Raw genomic sequence first — 20,124 nt, forward strand, 5'->3', positions numbered from 1 at the left:
TTTTTGACAATTAAAAACTTAATTGTTATGATTATTATAATTGTTAACTTTATTAAATAAGGGTGGGATTCTATGATAAAAAAAGAAAACAGTGTATTTTATATCTCCTTCTTGCTAACAACATTATTCATTATATGGGGAATTACCCCAGCAAGTTGGATACAAGGCTACGATTTACAAAGTGTTACATCTTCTTTAAACTCATTTATCCTCAATAAATTTGGATGGTTTTACTCTCTACTTATGACTACAATGATTATTTTGGCTGCTTATTTAGCATTTTCCAAGTACGGTTCTATTCGTCTTGGTAAAGATGGAGAAAAGCCAAAATATAATTATCCATCTTGGCTATCCATGTTGTTTGGGGCAGGAATGGGAATTGGACTCCTCTTTTATGGAATCGCTGAACCGATTTCACATTTTACAGATCCATTAACAGGAAAAGCGGGGACAGAGGAAAGTGCCAAACTCGCTATGCAATATTCATTTTTCCACTGGGGTCTCTTTCCATGGTCACTATACGCAATGGTCGCTTTAACAATTGCATATTTCACATTCCGCAAACAAAAAGGTAGCACTATCGGGGCTACAGTTACTCCATTATGTAATCGATCGAAAAATTCTCGTATCGGAAAAACAGTCGATATTTTAGCTGTTTTAGCCACAGTATTTGGCATTGTACCATCTGTTGGGATTGGTGCTCAACAAATTGCTGGAGGATTAAGCTATTTATTCCCTTCTATTCATAACACTTTACTTACACAGCTCGTACTTATCGCCATCTTCGCCGTTTTATATTTAACGAGTGCACAAACTGGCTTAGATCGTGGGATTAAATATTTGAGTAACTTAAATTTCTCTCTTGCAGGTATTTTACTCGTCTCCTTTTTATTTTTAGGGCCAACCGTATTTATTATGAAATATTTCACATCTACACTCGGTTCTTATATTGGAGCTTTGCCTAGTATGGGATTAAATTTAGGAGCATTTAGTGAAAAATCTTCTTCTTGGATTGAAAACTGGACTATTTTCTATTGGGGATGGTGGATCTCTTGGTCTCCATTCGTCGGCACATTTATCGCACGTATTTCTAAAGGGCGCACAATAAAAGAATTTATTTTTGGAGTTGTATTAGTCCCGACTCTTATCTGTACATTTTGGTTTGCAGTATCTGGTGGTACCGCAATCCATATGGAAATGTTCCAATCGCTTGGAATAGCTGATGAAATTGCAAAAAATGGTACAGAGATTGGATTATTTGCTGTTATTTCACACCTACCATTCTCTACATTTTTAACGATTATCGGGTTGATTCTAGTAGCCACATTTTTCGTTACTTCTGCCGATTCAGCAACATTTGTCGTTTCCATGCAAACGAGTAACGGAAGCTTATCACCGAAAAATAGTTTAAAACTTATATGGGGATTAACAATCGCGATAATTGCCGCTATTTTATTACAAGCTGGAGGATTAAATGCACTACAAATCGCAGCTATCATCGCAGCACTACCATTTTCTATCGTAGTCGTTCTTATGGTCATTTCGCTCTTTAAGGAGCTGCGAAAAGAAGATGTTAATTTGCAAACAAAAGAAGTATCTCAAAAAATAAAAAAGGTTATGTAACGATTAGCACCTCAAATTACTTCTGAATCCGTAACAACTGAGGGAAAAGTAGATTAATAAAACCCATTCGTATGAAATATAATTTTCATACGAATGGGTTTTCACTCTATTATATAGTGTTGTAAACATGCCTTCTCCTCAAATCCTACTTTCTTGTACAATTTCATCGCACGATCATTATTCGTATTCAAACATAATTCTATCTCCTTCATTCCTTGGAAGGAAATAATATACTGAATTACCTTTTGTAATAACCGCTCTCCGACACCTTTTCTTCTACTATTTTCAGCGGTTGCAATAAATTCGATATTCGCTTCTTGAAACTCTGGATTTACTTCCACATATACATAACCTTCTAACTTATCATTCTTCATACTTACAAATAATTTATTCGTATTACTTAAACGTTCAATAATTTCGTTTCCGTCATAATACGTATTAGAAAACACATGATTGTGTAAAGCGATAAACTGCTCAAACACTTGTGGTAAAGCCTCTTCTACATTACATATAATACGGTGCTCCACAATATTATTTAAAACGAGAATACTATGTCGACCTTGTTCTTTTGCATGTAAATTCCTCATTAAACGGGCACAATTATTATTTTCCACATGATAAAAACCATAAAATCTCTCAATATGAAAAGGCACCTTTTCTATAAGTTCCTTCCACATATGTAAAGCAACTTCTTCCCAATTCTCTGCGATAATAAACGGTCCCCATATCTCTGCACATTTCTTTACTTCATCCACATCAAATCCTAATAAACCTATTAAATTATTATTCTCATAAGTAGCAACAAAAGATTGTTCCCAGCCTATATCTGAAAAATCATGAATAATTGTCTGTAACAACTCCTCTTTCTCATCTCCACAATAGCCAACATGATGAGTAGCATCTTTATTCATATTCGCAATAAATGCTGCCACCTCTTCAATTTTCAAAATAGAACTGACATACATAACCTCTCCTCCTTCACTAATATATTCACACCTTTTCCATTTATATCCTTCTAAAAAAGACATCACCATAAGCATATTTCAAAATGAAATCGCCATGATAATGTCTTCTCAAAAACTCATATAATCATCTTACGTTATAATAAGATAAAACGTTTTTCATTTCTTAAATAATCTCTTTCTAAATACAAACATACTCAGTGCTGAAAGAACTAACGCTATGCCTGAAAGTAATGTTGATGTATTCTCTTGTCCACCTGTTGCTCCTAATGATTTCTTACTTTCTTCTTGCTTATTAACAGCTGGTTTATTTTCTTTCACAACTTGATTATTCACGTTTTGTTCTTGGACTACTGCTGATTGATTTACCGCGTCTTTTGAACCTTCAATTTTTTTTCCTGTTTCTTTTACCTCCACTTTCGATCCTTCAACTCCTGTTGTTGGCTCGTCCACTTCCTCTTTCGCTTCTTCAACTTCTTTCGTTGGCTCTTTTACTTCCTCTTTTACTTCTTTTACCGGTTCTTTCACTTCTTCTTTTGTACCTTCAACTTCTTTTACCGGTTTTCTTCTTTTGTTTCTTCAACTTCTTTTACCGGTTCTTTCACTTCTTCTTTTGTTTCTTCAACTTCTTTTACCGGTTCTTTTACTTCTTCAACTTCTTTTATCGGTTCTTTCACTTCTTCTTTTGTTTCTTCAACTTCTTTTATCGGTTCTTTCACTTCTTCTTTTGTTTCTTCAACTTCTTTTGCTGGTTCTTTCACTTCTTCTTTTGGTATTAATTTTTCTACTATATTCTGCATTACAATGCCACTATATAATATGCCAGTCTCATAATGATCTGCATCTAAATCAAATTCATATATTTTTTCCCCTAGAGTACTCCAAATAATTCCCTCATCAGTAAGTGTTCCACCTTCACTCTTTAGTGTAATCTTTTCAATTGGCTCTCCTTCTAAATCATATATAGGAATTATCACTTCTTTATTTATTTCTGCATCATCCAAAATGACTTTTTGCCTTCTAACATCAATTGTTCCCCACTGACCTAATTGTATTAACGGCCTTACATCACGAATCTCATTCCCAGCTAGATTTAAGCTAAATAAGTTTAGCATGGAACCAATAACCGTTACATCTTTAATATGATTGTCCGCAAGATTTAACCACTGTAAATTTTCCAATGAAGATAGTGGTGTTATATCTTCAATTTGATTATGAGATACATTCACATTATTCAATTGTTTCAAGTTTGAGATGAACTCAATATTTTTCAGGCCTACTCCTTCTAAAGTGAGGTTTTCTAAGTTCGTCATGTACTCTAAACCTGTTATATTTTTTATCTCATTTCCTTTTTCTTTAAGTATCTCTAGTTTTTTAATCTGTAATAAATCTTCTTTTGTGATAGGAGCATTTACATTCTCTCTACCTAAATTCTCTTTATTAATATGTTGTTGTAAAGTTTTATCGAGAATTACATTTTCCTTTTGTTCATTATCCTCTTTTATTGTTTCCTTGATTTCGTCTAATCTTTCAACAACATTTTGAATTACTGTTCCATTAAACTTAATACGATTCTCTTCTGGCTTTATATCCAACGTAAATTCGTATGTTTTTTCACCAGTAGTCCCCCATTTAACAGAACCATTATTAACTATCCCATCTTCACTCTTCAATTGAATAGTATCAAGTGGCTCTCCTTGTAAATTATAGATAGGTATTTTAACTTCCTTATCTTTTTCTACATTATCTAAAAAGATTTTTTGTCTTTGAATATCGATATATATTCTTTTTCCTAGCTCTTGAACAGGTCTAACATCACAAATTTCATTTGAACCTAGCTTTAAATCATATAAGTCTGTTAAGTGACTAAGTGGCGTTATATCTGAAATATAGTTTTCTTCTAAATTAAGTGATTGTACAGTAGATAATCTTGATAAAGGTTCGATGTTTTCTAATTCATTTTTAGCAAGATCTAACTCTACTAATTTTTTCATTGATGTAATATGTTCAATATTCGTAAGTCCATTGTTACTTAAAGATAAGTTTTTTACATTTTTCAATTGCTCAATTCCAGCAAGGTTATCATTACTAATTTGATTATTTGCTACAGTCAAAGTCCTTAAAGATTTCACTGTAAATAATGGTTTAATATCTTTTATATAATTACTATTTAAATCTAGCATTTTAATCTTCTTCATTTGGCTTAATGGGCTTAAATCTGAGATTTTATTGTTTCTCAAAGTTAAAAACTCAATATGCTCTAACTTAGCCAAAGGCCCAATATCTTCAAGTTCACCATAGGTTATACTTAATGATTTCAATTGTCTCAAGTCCGAGATAAATTTTATATTTTTTAACTTAACTTCTTCCAACGTTAAGTTTTCTAAGTTCGTCATATATTCTAGACCACTTACGTCTTTTATTCCTTTACTTTTAGCTTCAACGACTATTAAGGATTTAACTTTTAATAAATCTTCCTTAGTTATTGGAGTATCTAGATTCTCTCTATTCAAGTTATATTTATTAATATGCCTTTGTAATTGCTTATCTACTATTACATTCGCATCTTGTTGATCCACTTTATCCTCTTTATTTTCCTTTTGTGCTTCTGGAACATCTTTATCTAAATTCAATGTATTTACTTCAAACTGTACTTGGTACTTATTGTCATAGGCCATTGTTGGAATATAAATATGCATTCGCATATTATACCTTTTTCCTAATTCCCCTACTTCAAACTGAATCACTTTCGTTCCATTTTTCTTTTTGTCTTCTGATATTACTTTCACATCATGAAACACACCTGGAGTATGAATATCCTCTGTTTTCAAGTATTGAAAGAAATCACTATCACTTAATGTTGCTGTTACAATTTTCTTTCCATTCTCAATTGTTAATTTCGGATCCTTTATATAAACAGCTGCCATAGACTCTTCATTCGTTTTATCTTTATACGCTTTAATAACAGCGTCATATGTACCATCTTCTAAACCTTGTCCAGTTTTATTCGCCTCAATTGCTACTGCCGCTAAAGCAGGTGTTGAATACACAGCAAACGGAAGTGATAACGCCGCCGCTATAATCATTGCATTTATACGTTTTCTTTTATTTTGTTTCAACTTTACATCTCCTCCGAAATATATAATTCGAAATGTAATCATTTCTCGAATAAATGATAATGATTTTCATTATCATTGTCAACTGAAAAAATAAAAAGTTTACAAAAAAAGAACCTCTTTAAAAGAGGTTATGCCATTTTCTCACCTGATTCTTCTCTAAAAAAGCTTTTCATCGCATGAAATACGTCTGCTTTTTGCTTTAAAATATAATATCTGAAATTATCATCTTTAATATTTTTATAGGCTGACATGAGTGTACTATGGCGGTTATACTGGTTCACTTCCCCATACCCAAACATATTACACTTCTTCATTAGCTCTTCAACAAGCTTTACACATCTAGCATTATCTGATGTTAAATTATCACCATCTGAAAAATGGAATGGATAAATATTATAGCGGTCTGGTGAATATTTATTATCGATAAGTTCTAATGCTTTTTTATATACGGAGGAACATATTGTTCCGCCACTTTCTCCTTTTGAGAAAAATTCTTCTTCTGTAACGACTTTCGCTTCTGTATGATGAGCAATAAATTCAATATCAACTGTTTCATACTTTGTGCGTAAAAATCTTGTCATCCAGAAAAAGAAGCTACGTGCCATATATTTCTCCCATATTCCCATCGATCCACTCGTATCCATCATCGCTAATACAACAGCTTTTGAATCTGGCTTTAATACTTCATTCCAAGTGCGGAACTTTAAGTCTTCTTGATGAATTGGATGAAAAGATGCTTTACCACTCATTGCATTTCGTTTATATGCGGATATCATTGTTCGTTTCTTATCGATATTTCCCCATAATCCTGTTTTTCTAATGTCATTAAATTCAACATGTTCAATCCGGTTTTCATCCATTTCTTTTCTCTTTAAATTAGGCAGTTCTAACTCTCTGAAAAACGCTTGCTCTAATTCTAAAATAGAGACTTCAGCTTCATAGTAATCTTCCCCAGCTGCATCTCCTGCTCCTTGCCCTTTTCCTGGCCCTTTTTGTTTTTGACCACCTGATCCATCTCTCGCAACGACATCACCAACTTTGCTGTCACCGTTTCCTTGCCCAACATGTTTATTTTTATCATAATTGTATCTAATCTTATATTCATCTAGAGAACGAATTGGTATTTTTACAACATCCTTGCCATTAGACATAACTATACTTTCTTCTGTTACAAGATCGGGTAAATTATTCTTAATTGCCTCTTGTACTTTTTCTTGATGGCGCTGTTGGTCGTCATATCCTTTGCGATGGAGGGACCAGTTTTCCTGTGAAATCGTATAATTTGGTTGATTTTCTTCGCCCATTCCTTTCCCTCCTTACTGTAATTGTCTTCCTGTATGAACAGCAATCTATAAATTTTGTTCTGTAATATGCAAGCTAGAATATTTGAAAGGTAACTGCCCACAGAAAATCATCCCATAAACATTTATAACGTTTTTCATACAATACCCCGAGCATCCTAAACAAAATTTTGCCACTCACATAAATAGAAAGAAATATTCAGCCACTGATAAGAAAGAAACACAATGCATTGTTGCACACATTTTTACTTTGCAACATATTGTATTGTGTTGGCTTTTTTCGTATGAATGGTTGGTTACTCTATCATATGCATATTGTAAAAATAATTGACAATAAATTCATAAAATTGCATCTTAATTTATTACATTTGGACAAGGTATGACACTTTATACACATATGAACGGATAATAAAACGCTGTCCCGCAAAATACAAGAGACAGCGTTTTGTTATCAAACTATCTGTTTAACAAGCTACCTACATAGCGTAGTAATTCATTTGCTGAAGAAGAATTATAACCATGCTCATCAATTAAACGCGCAACAACATCATTGATTTTCTTAAGCTGATTTTCGTCCGGCGTTTTCGTTGATGTTGTAATTTTCACTATATCTTTTAAATCAGCAAATAGTTTTTTCTGAATCGCTTCACGAAGACGTTCATGTGAATTATAATCAAAGCGTTTTCCTTTACGGGCATAAGCAGAAATGCGAATTAAAATCTCTTCACGGAACGCTTTCTTAGCATTTTCTGAAATTCCAATTTGCTCTTCAATTGAGCGCATTAATTTTTCATCTGGACTCATTTCTTCTCCTGTTAACGGATCACGTAATTTCGATTTATTGCAGTACGCCTCAACGTTATCTAAGTAATTATCCATAAGCGTCTTAGCTGATTCTTCATATGAATAAACAAACGCTTTTTGTACTTCTTTCTTCGCGATTTCATCGTATTCTTTTCTCGCTAATGAGATGAAGTTCATGTAACGTTCACGGTCTTCATTACTAATGGATGGATGCTGATCTAGCCCATCTTTTAAAGATCTAAGTACATCTAACGCGTTAATAGATGGTACCTCTTTTCGAATGATTGTAGACGAAATTCGGTTAATGACATAACGAGGATCAATACCCTTCATACCTTCATCTTGATATTCGCGTTGTAATTCTTCTACATCAATCGCATTATAACCTTCTACCGTTTCTCCATCATACAAACGCATCTTTTTAATTAAATCAATATCCGGACGCTTCGGATCTTTTAAACGAGTTAAAATAGTGAACATTGCTGCAACGCGAAGTGTATGTGGTGCAATGTGAACATTCGATACATCACTTTCACGAATCATTTTTTCATAAATATGTTCTTCTTCACTTACTCGTAAATTATAAGGAACTGGCATTACAATAATTCTTGAGTGCAATGCTTCATTTTTCTTATTTGCTATAAATGAGCGATACTCTGTTTCATTCGTATGCGCTACAATTAATTCATCTGCTGAAATAAGCGCAAATCTTCCCGCTTTGAAATTCCCTTCTTGTGTAAGCGATAATAAGTGCCATAAAAACTTCTCATCGCATTTTAACATCTCTTGGAACTCCATCATTCCTCGGTTTGCCTTATTTAATTCTCCATCAAATCGATACGCACGCGGATCTGATTCTGAACCATATTCTGCAATCGTAGAAAAGTCCAGACTACCTGTTAAATCTGCAATATCCTGTGATTTTGGATCAGACGGGCTAAATGTACCAATCCCTGTACGGCGATCTTCAGAGAAGAAAATACGCTCTACAACTACATCCTCAATTCTTGATCCGTATTCTTGCTCTAAACGCATGACATTTAGTGGTGATAAATTCCCTTCAATTCTAACCCCATACTCATCAAAGAAATCATCTCGTAAATGATGTGGAATTAAATGCAGTGGATCCTCGTGCATTGGGCATCCTTTAATTGCAAAAATTGCTCCGCGATCTGTTCTTGAATATGTTTCTAATCCTCGTTTCAACATTGTAACTAACGTTGATTTCCCTCCACTAACAGGACCCATTAATAATAAAATTCTTTTTCTAACATCTAATCGTTTTGCAGATGGATGAAAATATTCCTCTACAAGACGTTCTAGAGCATCCTCTAATCCAAAGAGCTGATTACTAAAGAAGTTATACTTTCTTCTACCATCAACTTCTTCAATTCCAGCGTCTTTTATCATATTGTAAATGCGAGAGTGTGCTGTTTGAGCCACCCATGGTCTTTCTTTCACAAGCTCCAAATACTCCGCAAACGTACCTTCCCATTGTAAACGTTCTTCTGCTGCTCGATGCTGTTCAATCTTTTTTAGAATATCCATTATAGCTCCTCCCCCATCTCCTTGTTCAATCGGATTATTATAAAAGGTATGCTAGGATGTCCTTAAACATTCTTTAAATCAAAACGAAATATATAATAGCACGCTAAAATTCTCTCCAAAATTCAAAGAAAATTCTGTATAATATAGGTATTAACGTTTTTACACTGCTATTCATTATAAATAAATTCTTTTCTTCTAAGAACCTTACATACATTTTGGATAATAAATAAAACTCATGAACCGAAAAAAGTAAGGAGGATATTAGTATGAAATTATTATTAATTTTAGGTGTATCACTCACATTTCTTACAGCTATTTTTACATCCGGTTACAATGACAAACCAGGTACACATAAAAAATGATGTGCTTTTAGCACATCATTTTTTTATTTATAATACATATTTTCCATATCATATTTGGATAGTGGTCGGCTATAATAATAACCTTGTACAAGCTTCACATTCTTTTCTTTCAAAAACTGTATTTGCTCCTTTTTTTCTACTCCTTCTGCAATTATATTCAATTCTAAAGTATGAGCTAAATGAATAATTGCAGCTGTAATATTCGTATCACGTTCATCTATATGTATACCTTCCATAAAAGAACGATCAATTTTTAAAGTATCAATTGGATATGTTTTTAAATAACTTAAAGATGAATAGCCTGTTCCAAAATCATCTAAATGAATCTTTAAATTTTGTTCTTTTAATTGTAGTAACACTCTCTTTGATATATCTTTATGTATAAGAGCTCCTTCTGTAACCTCTATCGCTAATAAATGAGCTGATACATTGTACTTATTTAAAGCCCGTGTAATCATCTCTATTAATGTAATAGAACGAAAGTGTCTAGCTGAAATATTAACCGCAATTGGGACCACTTCATATCCTTTATTTAACCATTCGCGCAGTTGCTGACACACTTGATTTACTACCCATTCATCGAGCTTAATAATAAATCCTGTTCTTTCCGCCAATGGAATAAATTGGTTCGGAGAAACAAATCCTAATTCCTTATTCTCCCACCTTATTAAAGCTTCCATACTAGCTATTTTTTTCGTTTCAATATTAATTTGTGGCTGATAATATAAGAAAAATTCATTTTTTTCTATAGCACGATGTAACTGGTTTTCTATTATAAACCTTTGTTCACGCTCACAGTCTAATCCACTACAATAAAAATGATAATGTCCTTTTCCTTTTTCTTTTGCTTTTTCTAAAGCAGCATCGACCCTCTGAAATAGTATTTTTTCATCTTCTCCATCTGCTGGAGCCATTACAATTCCAATTGATGCACTTAAATATACATCTTCTTCTTCGATTACAAAATATTCACTAATATTTTTCAGTATGCTTTTTGCAACTTCCTCTACATATTCTTTCGTTATATTTTCTATCAACATAACAAATTGATCATCGTGTTCTCTAAATAAGTGCATATCTTCTATTTTTAGATTGCTTAAACATTCTGTAACTTTTTGTAATACTTTATCTCCCTCTTTATGACCAAATGTATCATTAATACGATGAAACTCATCTAAATCTATAAATACAAGTGCAAAATTTACACTCTCATTTAAAAAAGTATTTAACTTATTTGTACATGAAATTCTATTCATTAATCCCGTTAACTGGTCATAGTAAGCTAAATATTCTGTTCGCATTTCGTTTAATACTTGCCTTGTAACATCTCTCGTAACAATATAAATCCCAACAATTTCACCGTTCACAATAATCGGGATAGTTCTCAAAGAAATATATAGCTCGTACCCTTCTTTATGAACATATTTCTTTGAAACAATTTGTTTTGCTTTTCCTTGCATCGATCCCTTAAATATAATTTGAAAATCTTTTTCATATTCTTTATTAATGAATTCAAAAATAAATTTATTATTTAATTCCTCATACCGGTATCCAAATATTTCATACGTTGCCGGATTTGCATATGTAACTCTCCCTATAGAATCTATAGATATAATTGAGTCATTATTATATTCCAGTAACGACTTAAATAACATTTGTTTTTCCTCTATCTTTGTCTTCTCCTCAATTTGAGCTGTAATATCTCTTGTAATACAAATAACAAATTGACATATTCCTTCTTCATCGCATACAGGATTAAGTGAAGATTCATAATGTATCTCACCTTTTGGTAAATTGACTACATCACAAAAGGTGTGTGCTTTCGCTTCTCTCACTACTTTTGCATATTGCCTTTGCAATATCCCCGCTATATCTTTTGGTAATACTTCTGCAAAAGTTTTTCCATAGCACTCTTCGCTTAACCTAGCATAATCCATTCCTATTTTATTCACATACATATATTGAAACGTTTCATTATCAATAACTTTCAATATGAATACTAAATCTTGAATAGCATGTAATAATCCTTGTCTAATTAAATCCATATCTATCATACTTAAAAAGGTATTTTGATGACTATATTCTTCCTTCATATTTATCTCAACCCGTCTTATCTATTTTTAATCATATATCCCATTCTATATGATTATGTCCTCTCTTTTAAATGTATGATTATATATTATTTTTATTTTATAAAAAAAAGTCGCCATATGGCGACTTTTAATAAACGATTTCTAAATCTAATCCAGGGTAATTTTGTTGACGGAACGCTTCATAAATTAAAATTGCTGCTGTATTAGATAAATTTAATGAACGTACTTTATCTGTCATTGGAATACGTAAACAATGATCAAAGTTTTCTTCGATTACATTAGCTGGTAAGCCGTTTGTTTCTCTTCCAAATACAAAATAGTAATCCTTCTCACGCTTGCTATAGTCAAACGCTGTATGAGCTTTCTCGCCATACTTTGTTAAATAGAAGAATTCACCGTCTTTATTTTTTTCATAAAATTCTTCAATTGAATCATAATACGTAATTTTTACGTGCTGCCAATAATCTAATCCTGCACGCTTTAACATTTTATCATCCGTTGAAAATCCAAGCGGTCTAATCAAATGTAATTCTGTTCCAGTTGCTGCACAAGTACGAGCAATATTCCCTGTATTTGCTGGAATTTCTGGCTGATATAAAACAACATGTACTCCCACGCGATATTCACCTCTGTTTTTTGTCTACTACGTATTATACCACTTGAGCGAAAAATCTCTACCCATTAATAATATGAAAGAATTTATATTTCATTTGTGGTGTATATTTACTAGAGTCTTCATAGTTCCAATAACGTCGACGGCTATTCGCTGAATGTGCATTTACAAGCGGCATACCATCTGCATCTTTTGCTACTACAATCGTCGTATGATTCCATCTTCCGTCATCCTCGAAATCATAAGCAATGACATCTCCAAGAATAAGTTCTTCTGGCCTCTCTACCGCCTCTGCTCGAAGTCCTGTTGTAGCACCTGACAAATACCAATAAAAAGAATGTGCAACAGCCCAGCTCCAACTCCACTGATTCTCCCTTTGCCACCATCCTTTACGAATATTAGGATACCCGTTCATAGGTACTTCTCCAGTATGAAGACATTGAGAAATGAAATTCGTACAATTATCAGGGAAATTACGATACATAGGATTCCGGTCATCCCACCAACGCTCTGCATATTTCACTGCCTCTAAACGATTATACTGATAAGAACCGTACTTCTCTTTCGTAATATCCCTTTCTAATGTCTCACCCATTCTAATTTCTTCTGACACTTCAATAGCAGAATCGCCTATAATTCGACTATTATTTAAACAAACTCTTCGTTTTAATTGTTCCTCTTCAATATAAAATAATTCTTTATGCTTAATTAAATATTTAAAATGTATTTGATAATCAATTTCTTGATGGTCATTACTATTTAATTGTCTAATGAAAGAAACATCCGCAGTTGCTTTCACTATATGTGCACTACGCCTTTGAAACAATTGTTTCTTTCTCAGTGCCATTTGTAGTAAATCCTCAGCAATACCATCCACATTCGTTCTTTTCTCCGTTATATATGCTAAAAATTGTTGTACTTGGTTTTCAATCTTCGTTTTTACAACCATTCTGTCTCCCTCCCATATTACAATATGAAAAAGGGAAATATTATCTACTCTTTTTTCTGTGCTAACAATTCAAGCCCGCGATTCATTTCATGAAGCACTTCTTCATCTTTCTCACGTTCCATCGCTTTCTCAATCGCTTCGCCTACTCCATCTCCGCCAATTTTCCCAAGTGCCCATGCTGCCGTTCCGCGTAGTACCGGTCTTGGATCATCTTTCATAACACCAATTAAATCTGGAATTGCCGATGCTTCTTTAAAATGTGCTAATGCTAAAATCGCATTTCTTTGCAGTGGCTTTTTCCCTCTCCATGACCCTGACATAATCCCATATTTCTCTTTAAAATCACGATTACTAATTGTTAAAAGTGGCGTTAATAATGGTTTAACTAGCTCAGGATCCGGCTCCATCTCAGGATGATTATGAAAATCCATTCCTTTGTTTTTCGGACAAACAGTCTGACACGTATCACATCCATATATGCGATTTCCTATTTTATCGCGATATTCTTCAGGTAGGAATCCTTTCGTTTGTGTTAAAAACGCAATGCACTTCTTCGAATCTAACTGTCCCCCCTGTATTAAAGCACCGGTAGGACAAATATCGATACATTTCGTACAGCCCCCGCATTGATCTTCTATCGGCCTATCTGGCGGGAATGGAACATTTGTAATCATTTCCCCTAAGTATACGTACGAACCAAATTCTGGTGTAATAATAGAGCAGTTTTTACCGCTCCATCCAATACCAGCACGCTCTGATACAGCTCGATCACTTAATTCACCTGTATCAACCATGGACTTCACTTCTATATCGGGAAGTTTTTCAATTAAATATGCCTCTAATTTTTGCAGACGATCTCGTAAAACAAGATGATAATCTTGTCCCCAAGAAGCACGACAAAAAATCCCACGGCGTTCTCCACGCTTACTTAATGGTGCATTTTTTAATTTTGAAGGATATGCTAAAGCAATCGCAATAATTGATTTAGCACCCGGTAATAACAGTTGCGGATTCGTTCTCTTCTCTATATCAGGCTCTTCAAATCCAGATTGATAATTTAATTGTTGTTGCTGGATTAAGCGCTGCTTTAATTCCTCAAAAGGAGAAGCGCTCGCAAAGCCTATTTTATCTATGCCAATTGTTTTACTATACGCAATTACATCTTGCTTTAATTGTTCAAAATCCACTCTTAATCGCCTCCTCAGATGAATCCACCCCTTATGTAACCACTCTATTGGTTAGTAATTCACGTTTGGAATACTATTATTTACTTCTATTTTCGCATGTAATTATATTTTTCAAACATTAAAAAACGCAATGCCTCGTTTATCTCGGAAACGAAACACTGCGTTGATCACAATTTATAGAAAAACATTTAATAAAATTTGGAGCGGGTGAAGAGAATCGAACTCTCGACCAGAGCTTGGAAGGCTCTTGTTTTACCACTAAACTACACCCGCAAATATGAATTACATATAAGATATTAGAATAACTTATGTAAAGTAGTATAGCATGTAAAAAAAGTAGAGGCAAGAATTTTATCGAAAAAAGTCGAAAAAGTGATGAGAGACCTCATCACTTTTTCAATTCTTTATCAATTGCCTTCTTCATACTATCAAAATCAGGATTTGCAAGATTTCCGTTTACATATACAGAAGGAGCACCTTGAACTTTTAATTTTTGAGCACGATCTGAATCTTTACTTACTTTTTCTTTAATGTCTTTACTGTGTAAATCTTTCTTAAATTGCTCTACATTAACTTTCGGCAGTTTCTCTTTCACAATGCTAAGAAGCAAATCTTCTGTAATCCATTCTTCTGTATCTTTCTTTTGGTTTTGATAGATCTCATCATAGAAGATCCAGAATGAATCTTTATCTTGTTTATAAATTGCTTCACCAGCTGCTGCACCTAAATCTGAGTCTTTTCCAATAAATGGGAAGTTAATAAAGTATAACTGCACTTTGCCTTTATCAATATACTCTTCTTTTAATCGAGGTAATACTGTTACATCCCAAGTACGACAAGCAGGACATTTAAAGTCTCCAAATTCAACTACCTTAACTGGAGCATCATCTTTCCCTAAAGATTGTTGCGTAGAATAAGCAAACATCTCATTCCCTTTATCTTTTTTGTCATTTATGATGCTATACGCAATTGTTCCAATTACAATTAATACTGCGATAGAAAAAACTATACCAAGAGCCATGAGTTTATTTGATTTCATATACATTCCTCTTTAAATTCATATTCTGTATACAGCATTGTACACAATACACATAATATCAACACTTATATACGTCACGCAATGAACACGCTCACATAAATTACAAAAACACAATAATTGTGACGATATTGTGTCACAATTTGTCACAATTTATTCAAAAAAAGAAGCTCCTCTGTAGGAACTTCTCTTAACTTACTGCTTTTTTACGCGCGCTATTTAACATCGACTGCTCTATTTTTATATCATGACGAATTACCAATTTCTCACTAACTGCTTGAACATACTCATCATGGCTTATATAGCCTTCTTTCTCCATTAGTCTCAAAACGACATTTCGTCTCTCTACTGCTTTATCATAATTTTGTGCAGGTGAGTAATAAGCAGGTGCTTTTACTACAGCAGCCATCATTGCACTTTCAGCCAACGTTAATTGGTTCACCTTTTTACCGAAATAAAGGTTTGCTGCTTTTTCAATTCCCCATGCTCCTTCTCCATAATAAATATTACTTACATATAATTTTAAAATTTCATCCTTCGTAAATGTGCGTTCAATTTTTTTCGTATAAAAAATCTCTTTCCACTTCCGAGAAAATGTACGTTCATTCGTTAAAAAGGCATTTTTAGATAGCTGCTGTGTAATTGTACTTCCTCCTTGCACGACACCACCAGCCTTTATATTCTCAACAGATGCCCTAATAATTGCTATATAATCTAAACCGTTATGATGATAAAATCTTTTATCTTCTGTCGCAATAAATGCATGTGTTAATGATTCTGGCACCTCTAACTTAGCCGGTACATGTAATTTACTAATATCACTTTTCTCAATCATTACATTTCCAATGAATAATAACGTACAACTTAACAATAATAATAATATAATGGCTTTATAAAAAAGTTTAGTCATTGGATTTAATGCAACTTTTTGATGATAGTTCACCCTAGATAATACTCGTTCTTTCATCTTGAACACCTCTTTTCCACACAGCATATAACTCTTACTTTAAGAATACATTGTTGTAAAAAAATATCCCATCGATTTCTCTTACACGTACCTTACATCATTGTAAGGTATAAAGTGAAACTTTAATGAGCCCTCATCAATCAGGCTTACTGCCCAGCAAATAGTGGGATAAAAAAGTATTGTATCACAGTATTTTTTTATCTACTATTCATCTGAAATATTGAATATAGGTTATGTTAAAGTACGAATAACCAATAATAGAGAAACCCTTAAGACTATTATATTTTCACTTTACACTTTAATTATATCATCTACAAATATATATACTTTTGACTATCTAGTAATCTAAATGTATATAACATATAGATTTATTATACAGAACAAATGTTCCTTAAATCAATACTAGTGCTATTATTATTTTGACCTTTTTCTTAAACAGTATACAAAAAAAGAGTAGTGATTCGAATGTATCTCAAATCGGCTACTCTTTTCTTTACAATCTTCCTATTAAATTATATGGCTGTACTTCCCACGTTTCATACGGAATAAAATGTGTTGCTCTCATTGCATCAAGCGCTCTGGATTTCATATGAGGACGCGTTATATACTCATCTATGTTCTCTTCATTTAAATCAACAAATTTAGCCTCTTGTATTTCTTCAGGTTGAATTTTTATTTCACCACTTATATATGCTACTTTAAAAACAACAGCTAGAATATGCATAGAAGTATTATAATAAACGCCTGTAATTCCGATAGGCTTCACCGTTAACCCTGTTTCCTCTTTTATTTCCCTACAGACAGCTTGATCGAGCGCTTCGCCTTCTTCTACCTGTCCTCCTGGCAACTCCCACGTATCAGCTCGCCAGTGCACTTTTGTTAATAACACTTCATTTTTTCCATTTGTTAAATAACCGGCTACAGCAACGATATGCTTTGGTGTCTTATGTTCCATATTAAGCCTCCTAGAGATAATGAATATTTTATATATCCCTATAATCATATTCCCTACCTACAACAAAATACCTTTAATACTTCATCACCTTAATTAACTTCATAAAAAAGACCCTATCCGCTAAGCGAAAAGGGTCATCTATCGTATTACTCTCCTAAGTCTACGTTGTGATAAACTTGTTGAACATCTTCTAAATCTTCTAATGCATCAACCATTTTCTCAAATTGTGCTTGAGCATCTTCAGGAAGTGTTACATCACTTTGTGCAAGCATTGTTAATTCTGCAACTGTAAACTCCTCAACCCCAGCACCTTTAAGTGCAGATTGTACTGCATGGAATTGATCTGGTTCAGCATACACGATAACAGAATCTTCTTCTTCTAGAATGTCACGTGCATCTACATCTGCTTCCATTAAAATTTCAAGAACTTCATCTGATGTTTTACCTTCAAGGCCGATAACAGCTGTCGCATCAAACATGTAAGCTACAGAACCGTTCACACCCATATTACCACTGTTTTTGCTAAATGCAGCTCGTACATCTGCTGCAGTACGGTTTACGTTATTTGTAAGTGTATCTACAATAACCATAGCTCCATTTGGTCCGAATCCTTCATAACGAAGCTCGTCATAATTTTCTTCTGAACCGCCTTTTGCTTTTTCAACTGCACGATCAATAATTGTTCTTGGAACATTGTATGTTTTCGCACGCTCTAATACAACTCTTAGTGCTTGGTTTGATTCTGGATCTGGCTCGCCTTGTTTTGCTGCCACATAAATTTCACGCCCAAATTTCGCGTATATACGGCTTGTATTTGCATCTTTTGATGCTTTTTTGTCTTTAATATTGTTCCATTTACGGCCCATACTTTCCACTCTCTTTCCCGTTTTAAATCTACATAAAAATATTAATATGAAATATATTGTGTGTTCAACACATTTTTAAAAGAAATATAAAAAGTTCATTTTTGATTCATATTACAGACATAATATAAATCACTATCATTTTGTTCTTTCGACAAGTTATATTATACATGAATTCCTACGTTTATTACGAATTTTAGAAGCACATAGTATAATTTAACAAAAAGACTCTAACATTTCTGTTAGAGTCTTTTTATATTGCTAATACCGATTTCCATATTATTCCCATAATTGTTTTCTATTGTTGTATAATAAAAACAGGAAAAAATTTGAAGAAAAGATGGAGGGTGAATTATGACACATTCAAAAGACAAAAAATCACATGCTTTTAAAGGAATAAGAGAAAAATTAAACCCAACTATCTATCAAGTGAGATTCATGAAATTAGATGAACCAATTCGATTTGAGTCGTTTTCTGAATTAAAGGAATTAGGAGACTGGTTGAGTACTTCAACGCACATGTGGTCATGCCACTCAACTATGTACAAATACAACAGAGAAGAGTTTGAAAAGAAGTTCTTAGAAATTACGAAATTAACAGCTGATCATGTACTAATATCTACTGGTGGCGTGGGATTTAACTTCATGTCACCGGGGTGGAGAAATTCTCTCTAGAGTGCTCGAAGGAAATATTATATATACAATATTCTGCTGGAATTTTATAGAATACCGCAATTAAAAGGATAAAAATGAATGTTTGTTTTTAGCCTTTTAATATTTCGCCGTTTACTCACCGTACACTTTTTGTGCTTATTTTGTCATGTAATGAAAAGAAAACACAAAAAAACTCTATACAATTAGTATAGAGTTTTTTTCGCCGTTCTTGATACCGATGGTCGGGGTCGAACCGACACTCCCGAAGGAACACGATTTTGAGTCGTGCGCGTCTGCCAATTCCGCCACATCGGCACAAAAGAAAAGGCGGCAACCGGATTTGAACCGGTGATAAAGGTTTTGCAGACCTCTGCCTTACCACTTGGCTATGCCGCCATATTAAATTTTATTGGAGCGGAAGACGGGATTCGAACCCGCGACCCCAACCTTGGCAAGGTTGTATTCTACCACTGAACTACTTCCGCAAAAATGGCTGGGCTAGCTGGATTCGAACCAGCGCATGACGGAGTCAAAGTCCGTTGCCTTACCGCTTGGCTATAGCCCATCGAATTCTTACTTAATTATATGTAAGTATCCATTAGATTATTTGTAATTTTTAAAATAAAAATGGGGCGACTGATGGGAATCGAACCCACGAATGCCGGAGCCACAATCCGGTGCGTTAACCACTTCGCCACAACCGCCATGTTGTGTAAATATATTTGGCAGGGGCAGTAGGAATCGAACCCACACTGGAGGTTTTGGAGACCTCAGTTCTACCTTTAAACTATGCCCCTATGTAAATGGTGGAGGGGGGCAGATTCGAACTGCCGAACCCGAAGGAGCGGATTTACAGTCCGCCGCGTTTAGCCACTTCGCTACCCCTCCGAAACTTACATGGTGCCGGCTAGAGGACTTGAACCCCCAACCTACTGATTACAAGTCAGTTGCTCTACCAATTGAGCTAAGCCGGCGTATTTTATTAAAATAAATGGTGGCTCGGGACGGAATCGAACCGCCGACACGAGGATTTTCAGTCCTCTGCTCTACCGACTGAGCTACCGAGCCTTATTAAAATGGCGGTCCCG

At 34.0% G+C, this 20,124-nt stretch carries 13 protein-coding genes, 10 tRNA genes and 1 pseudogene; 2 read left to right on the plus strand and 22 right to left on the minus strand.

All coding sequences use genetic code 11. The features are described from left to right. Positions 1-72 precede the first annotated feature (72 nt). Complete coding sequence (gene opuD / locus DN404_RS05740) at positions 73-1,623, plus strand: glycine betaine transporter OpuD (RefSeq protein ID WP_149214811.1); 1,551 nt, start codon at positions 73-75, stop codon at positions 1,621-1,623. Between the two features lie 101 nt (positions 1,624-1,724). Here the strand turns inward: opuD and DN404_RS05745 are convergent, their stop codons facing one another. From DN404_RS05745 to DN404_RS05805, 13 genes and pseudogenes are all read right to left on the minus strand, one after another. Then, positions 1,725-2,588, minus strand: a complete 864-nt coding sequence (locus DN404_RS05745; protein ID WP_006925081.1) for a GNAT family N-acetyltransferase — start codon at positions 2,586-2,588, stop codon at positions 1,725-1,727. 156 nt (positions 2,589-2,744) lie between these two features. Continuing rightward, a pseudogene (locus DN404_RS05750) lies at positions 2,745-5,704 on the minus strand (NEAT domain-containing protein). A 128-nt stretch (positions 5,705-5,832) separates the two neighbouring features. Continuing rightward, a complete protein-coding gene (gene yhbH / locus DN404_RS05755) occupies positions 5,833-7,008 on the minus strand; it encodes a sporulation protein YhbH (RefSeq protein ID WP_000503519.1) in 1,176 nt (391 codons plus the stop codon). 453 nt (positions 7,009-7,461) lie between these two features. Then, entirely contained in the window at positions 7,462-9,357 is a 1,896-nt protein-coding gene (locus DN404_RS05760) for a PrkA family serine protein kinase (RefSeq protein WP_000353273.1), read from the minus strand. Positions 9,358-9,742: 385 nt separating this feature from the next. Then, the gene (locus DN404_RS05765) at positions 9,743-11,812 is read right to left on the minus strand and encodes a sensor domain-containing protein (RefSeq protein ID WP_000657158.1); all 2,070 of its coding nucleotides are present in this window, start codon (positions 11,810-11,812) and stop codon (positions 9,743-9,745) included. A 127-nt stretch (positions 11,813-11,939) separates the two neighbouring features. After that, the gene (gene trmL, locus DN404_RS05770; RefSeq protein WP_000538147.1) at positions 11,940-12,428 is read right to left on the minus strand and encodes a tRNA (uridine(34)/cytosine(34)/5-carboxymethylaminomethyluridine(34)-2'-O)-methyltransferase TrmL; all 489 of its coding nucleotides are present in this window, start codon (positions 12,426-12,428) and stop codon (positions 11,940-11,942) included. Positions 12,429-12,486: 58 nt separating this feature from the next. After that, the gene (locus DN404_RS05775) at positions 12,487-13,374 is read right to left on the minus strand and encodes an amidase domain-containing protein (protein WP_000260591.1); all 888 of its coding nucleotides are present in this window, start codon (positions 13,372-13,374) and stop codon (positions 12,487-12,489) included. 44 nt (positions 13,375-13,418) lie between these two features. Next, positions 13,419-14,561 (minus strand): tRNA epoxyqueuosine(34) reductase QueG, encoded by a 1,143-nt coding sequence (queG, locus tag DN404_RS05780; protein WP_149214812.1) that lies wholly within the window; start codon positions 14,559-14,561, stop codon positions 13,419-13,421. Positions 14,562-14,760: 199 nt separating this feature from the next. After that, a tRNA-Gly gene (locus tag DN404_RS05785) sits at positions 14,761-14,834 on the minus strand. A 115-nt stretch (positions 14,835-14,949) separates the two neighbouring features. Further along, positions 14,950-15,600, minus strand: coding sequence for a DsbA family protein (locus DN404_RS05790; RefSeq protein WP_000841309.1), 651 nt, complete (start codon positions 15,598-15,600; stop codon positions 14,950-14,952). A gap of 187 nt (positions 15,601-15,787) precedes the next feature. After that, positions 15,788-16,564: a transglycosylase domain-containing protein gene (locus DN404_RS05795; protein ID WP_000664715.1), complete on the minus strand. Its 777-nt coding sequence runs from the start codon at positions 16,562-16,564 to the stop codon at positions 15,788-15,790. Between the two features lie 493 nt (positions 16,565-17,057). Then, on the minus strand, positions 17,058-17,519 hold the full coding sequence (locus DN404_RS05800) for an NUDIX hydrolase (protein ID WP_025710393.1): 462 nt from the start codon (positions 17,517-17,519) through the stop codon (positions 17,058-17,060). A gap of 146 nt (positions 17,520-17,665) precedes the next feature. Continuing rightward, positions 17,666-18,385, minus strand: coding sequence for a YebC/PmpR family DNA-binding transcriptional regulator (locus DN404_RS05805; RefSeq protein ID WP_000532952.1), 720 nt, complete (start codon positions 18,383-18,385; stop codon positions 17,666-17,668). A gap of 351 nt (positions 18,386-18,736) precedes the next feature. Here DN404_RS05805 and DN404_RS05810 point away from each other — a divergent pair, with 351 nt between their 5' ends. Further along, entirely contained in the window at positions 18,737-19,057 is a 321-nt protein-coding gene (locus DN404_RS05810) for a DUF3884 family protein (protein WP_000149746.1), read from the plus strand. 212 nt (positions 19,058-19,269) lie between these two features. Here the strand turns inward: DN404_RS05810 and DN404_RS05815 are convergent. The 9 genes from DN404_RS05815 to DN404_RS05855 all read right to left on the minus strand — a co-directional run bounded on the left by DN404_RS05815 (position 19,270) and on the right by DN404_RS05855 (position 20,104). Continuing rightward, a tRNA-Leu gene (locus DN404_RS05815) sits at positions 19,270-19,351 on the minus strand. A gap of 10 nt (positions 19,352-19,361) precedes the next feature. Continuing rightward, a tRNA-Cys gene (locus DN404_RS05820) sits at positions 19,362-19,432 on the minus strand. 14 nt (positions 19,433-19,446) lie between these two features. Then, positions 19,447-19,521, minus strand: a tRNA-Gly gene (locus DN404_RS05825). A 5-nt stretch (positions 19,522-19,526) separates the two neighbouring features. Continuing rightward, positions 19,527-19,601 (minus strand) — tRNA-Gln (locus tag DN404_RS05830). Positions 19,602-19,664: 63 nt separating this feature from the next. After that, positions 19,665-19,740: transfer RNA gene (locus DN404_RS05835), tRNA-His, on the minus strand. 19 nt (positions 19,741-19,759) lie between these two features. Beyond that, a tRNA-Trp gene (locus DN404_RS05840) sits at positions 19,760-19,833 on the minus strand. A gap of 7 nt (positions 19,834-19,840) precedes the next feature. Further along, positions 19,841-19,924 (minus strand) — tRNA-Tyr (locus tag DN404_RS05845). Positions 19,925-19,934: 10 nt separating this feature from the next. Beyond that, positions 19,935-20,010, minus strand: a tRNA-Thr gene (locus DN404_RS05850). A gap of 18 nt (positions 20,011-20,028) precedes the next feature. Continuing rightward, positions 20,029-20,104 (minus strand) — tRNA-Phe (locus tag DN404_RS05855). Positions 20,105-20,124 lie beyond the last annotated feature (20 nt).

Origin of the sequence: Bacillus sp. TE8-1 (assembly GCF_008368855.1) — a bacterium.
GTDB lineage: Bacteria > Bacillota > Bacilli > Bacillales > Bacillaceae_G > Bacillus_A > Bacillus_A cereus.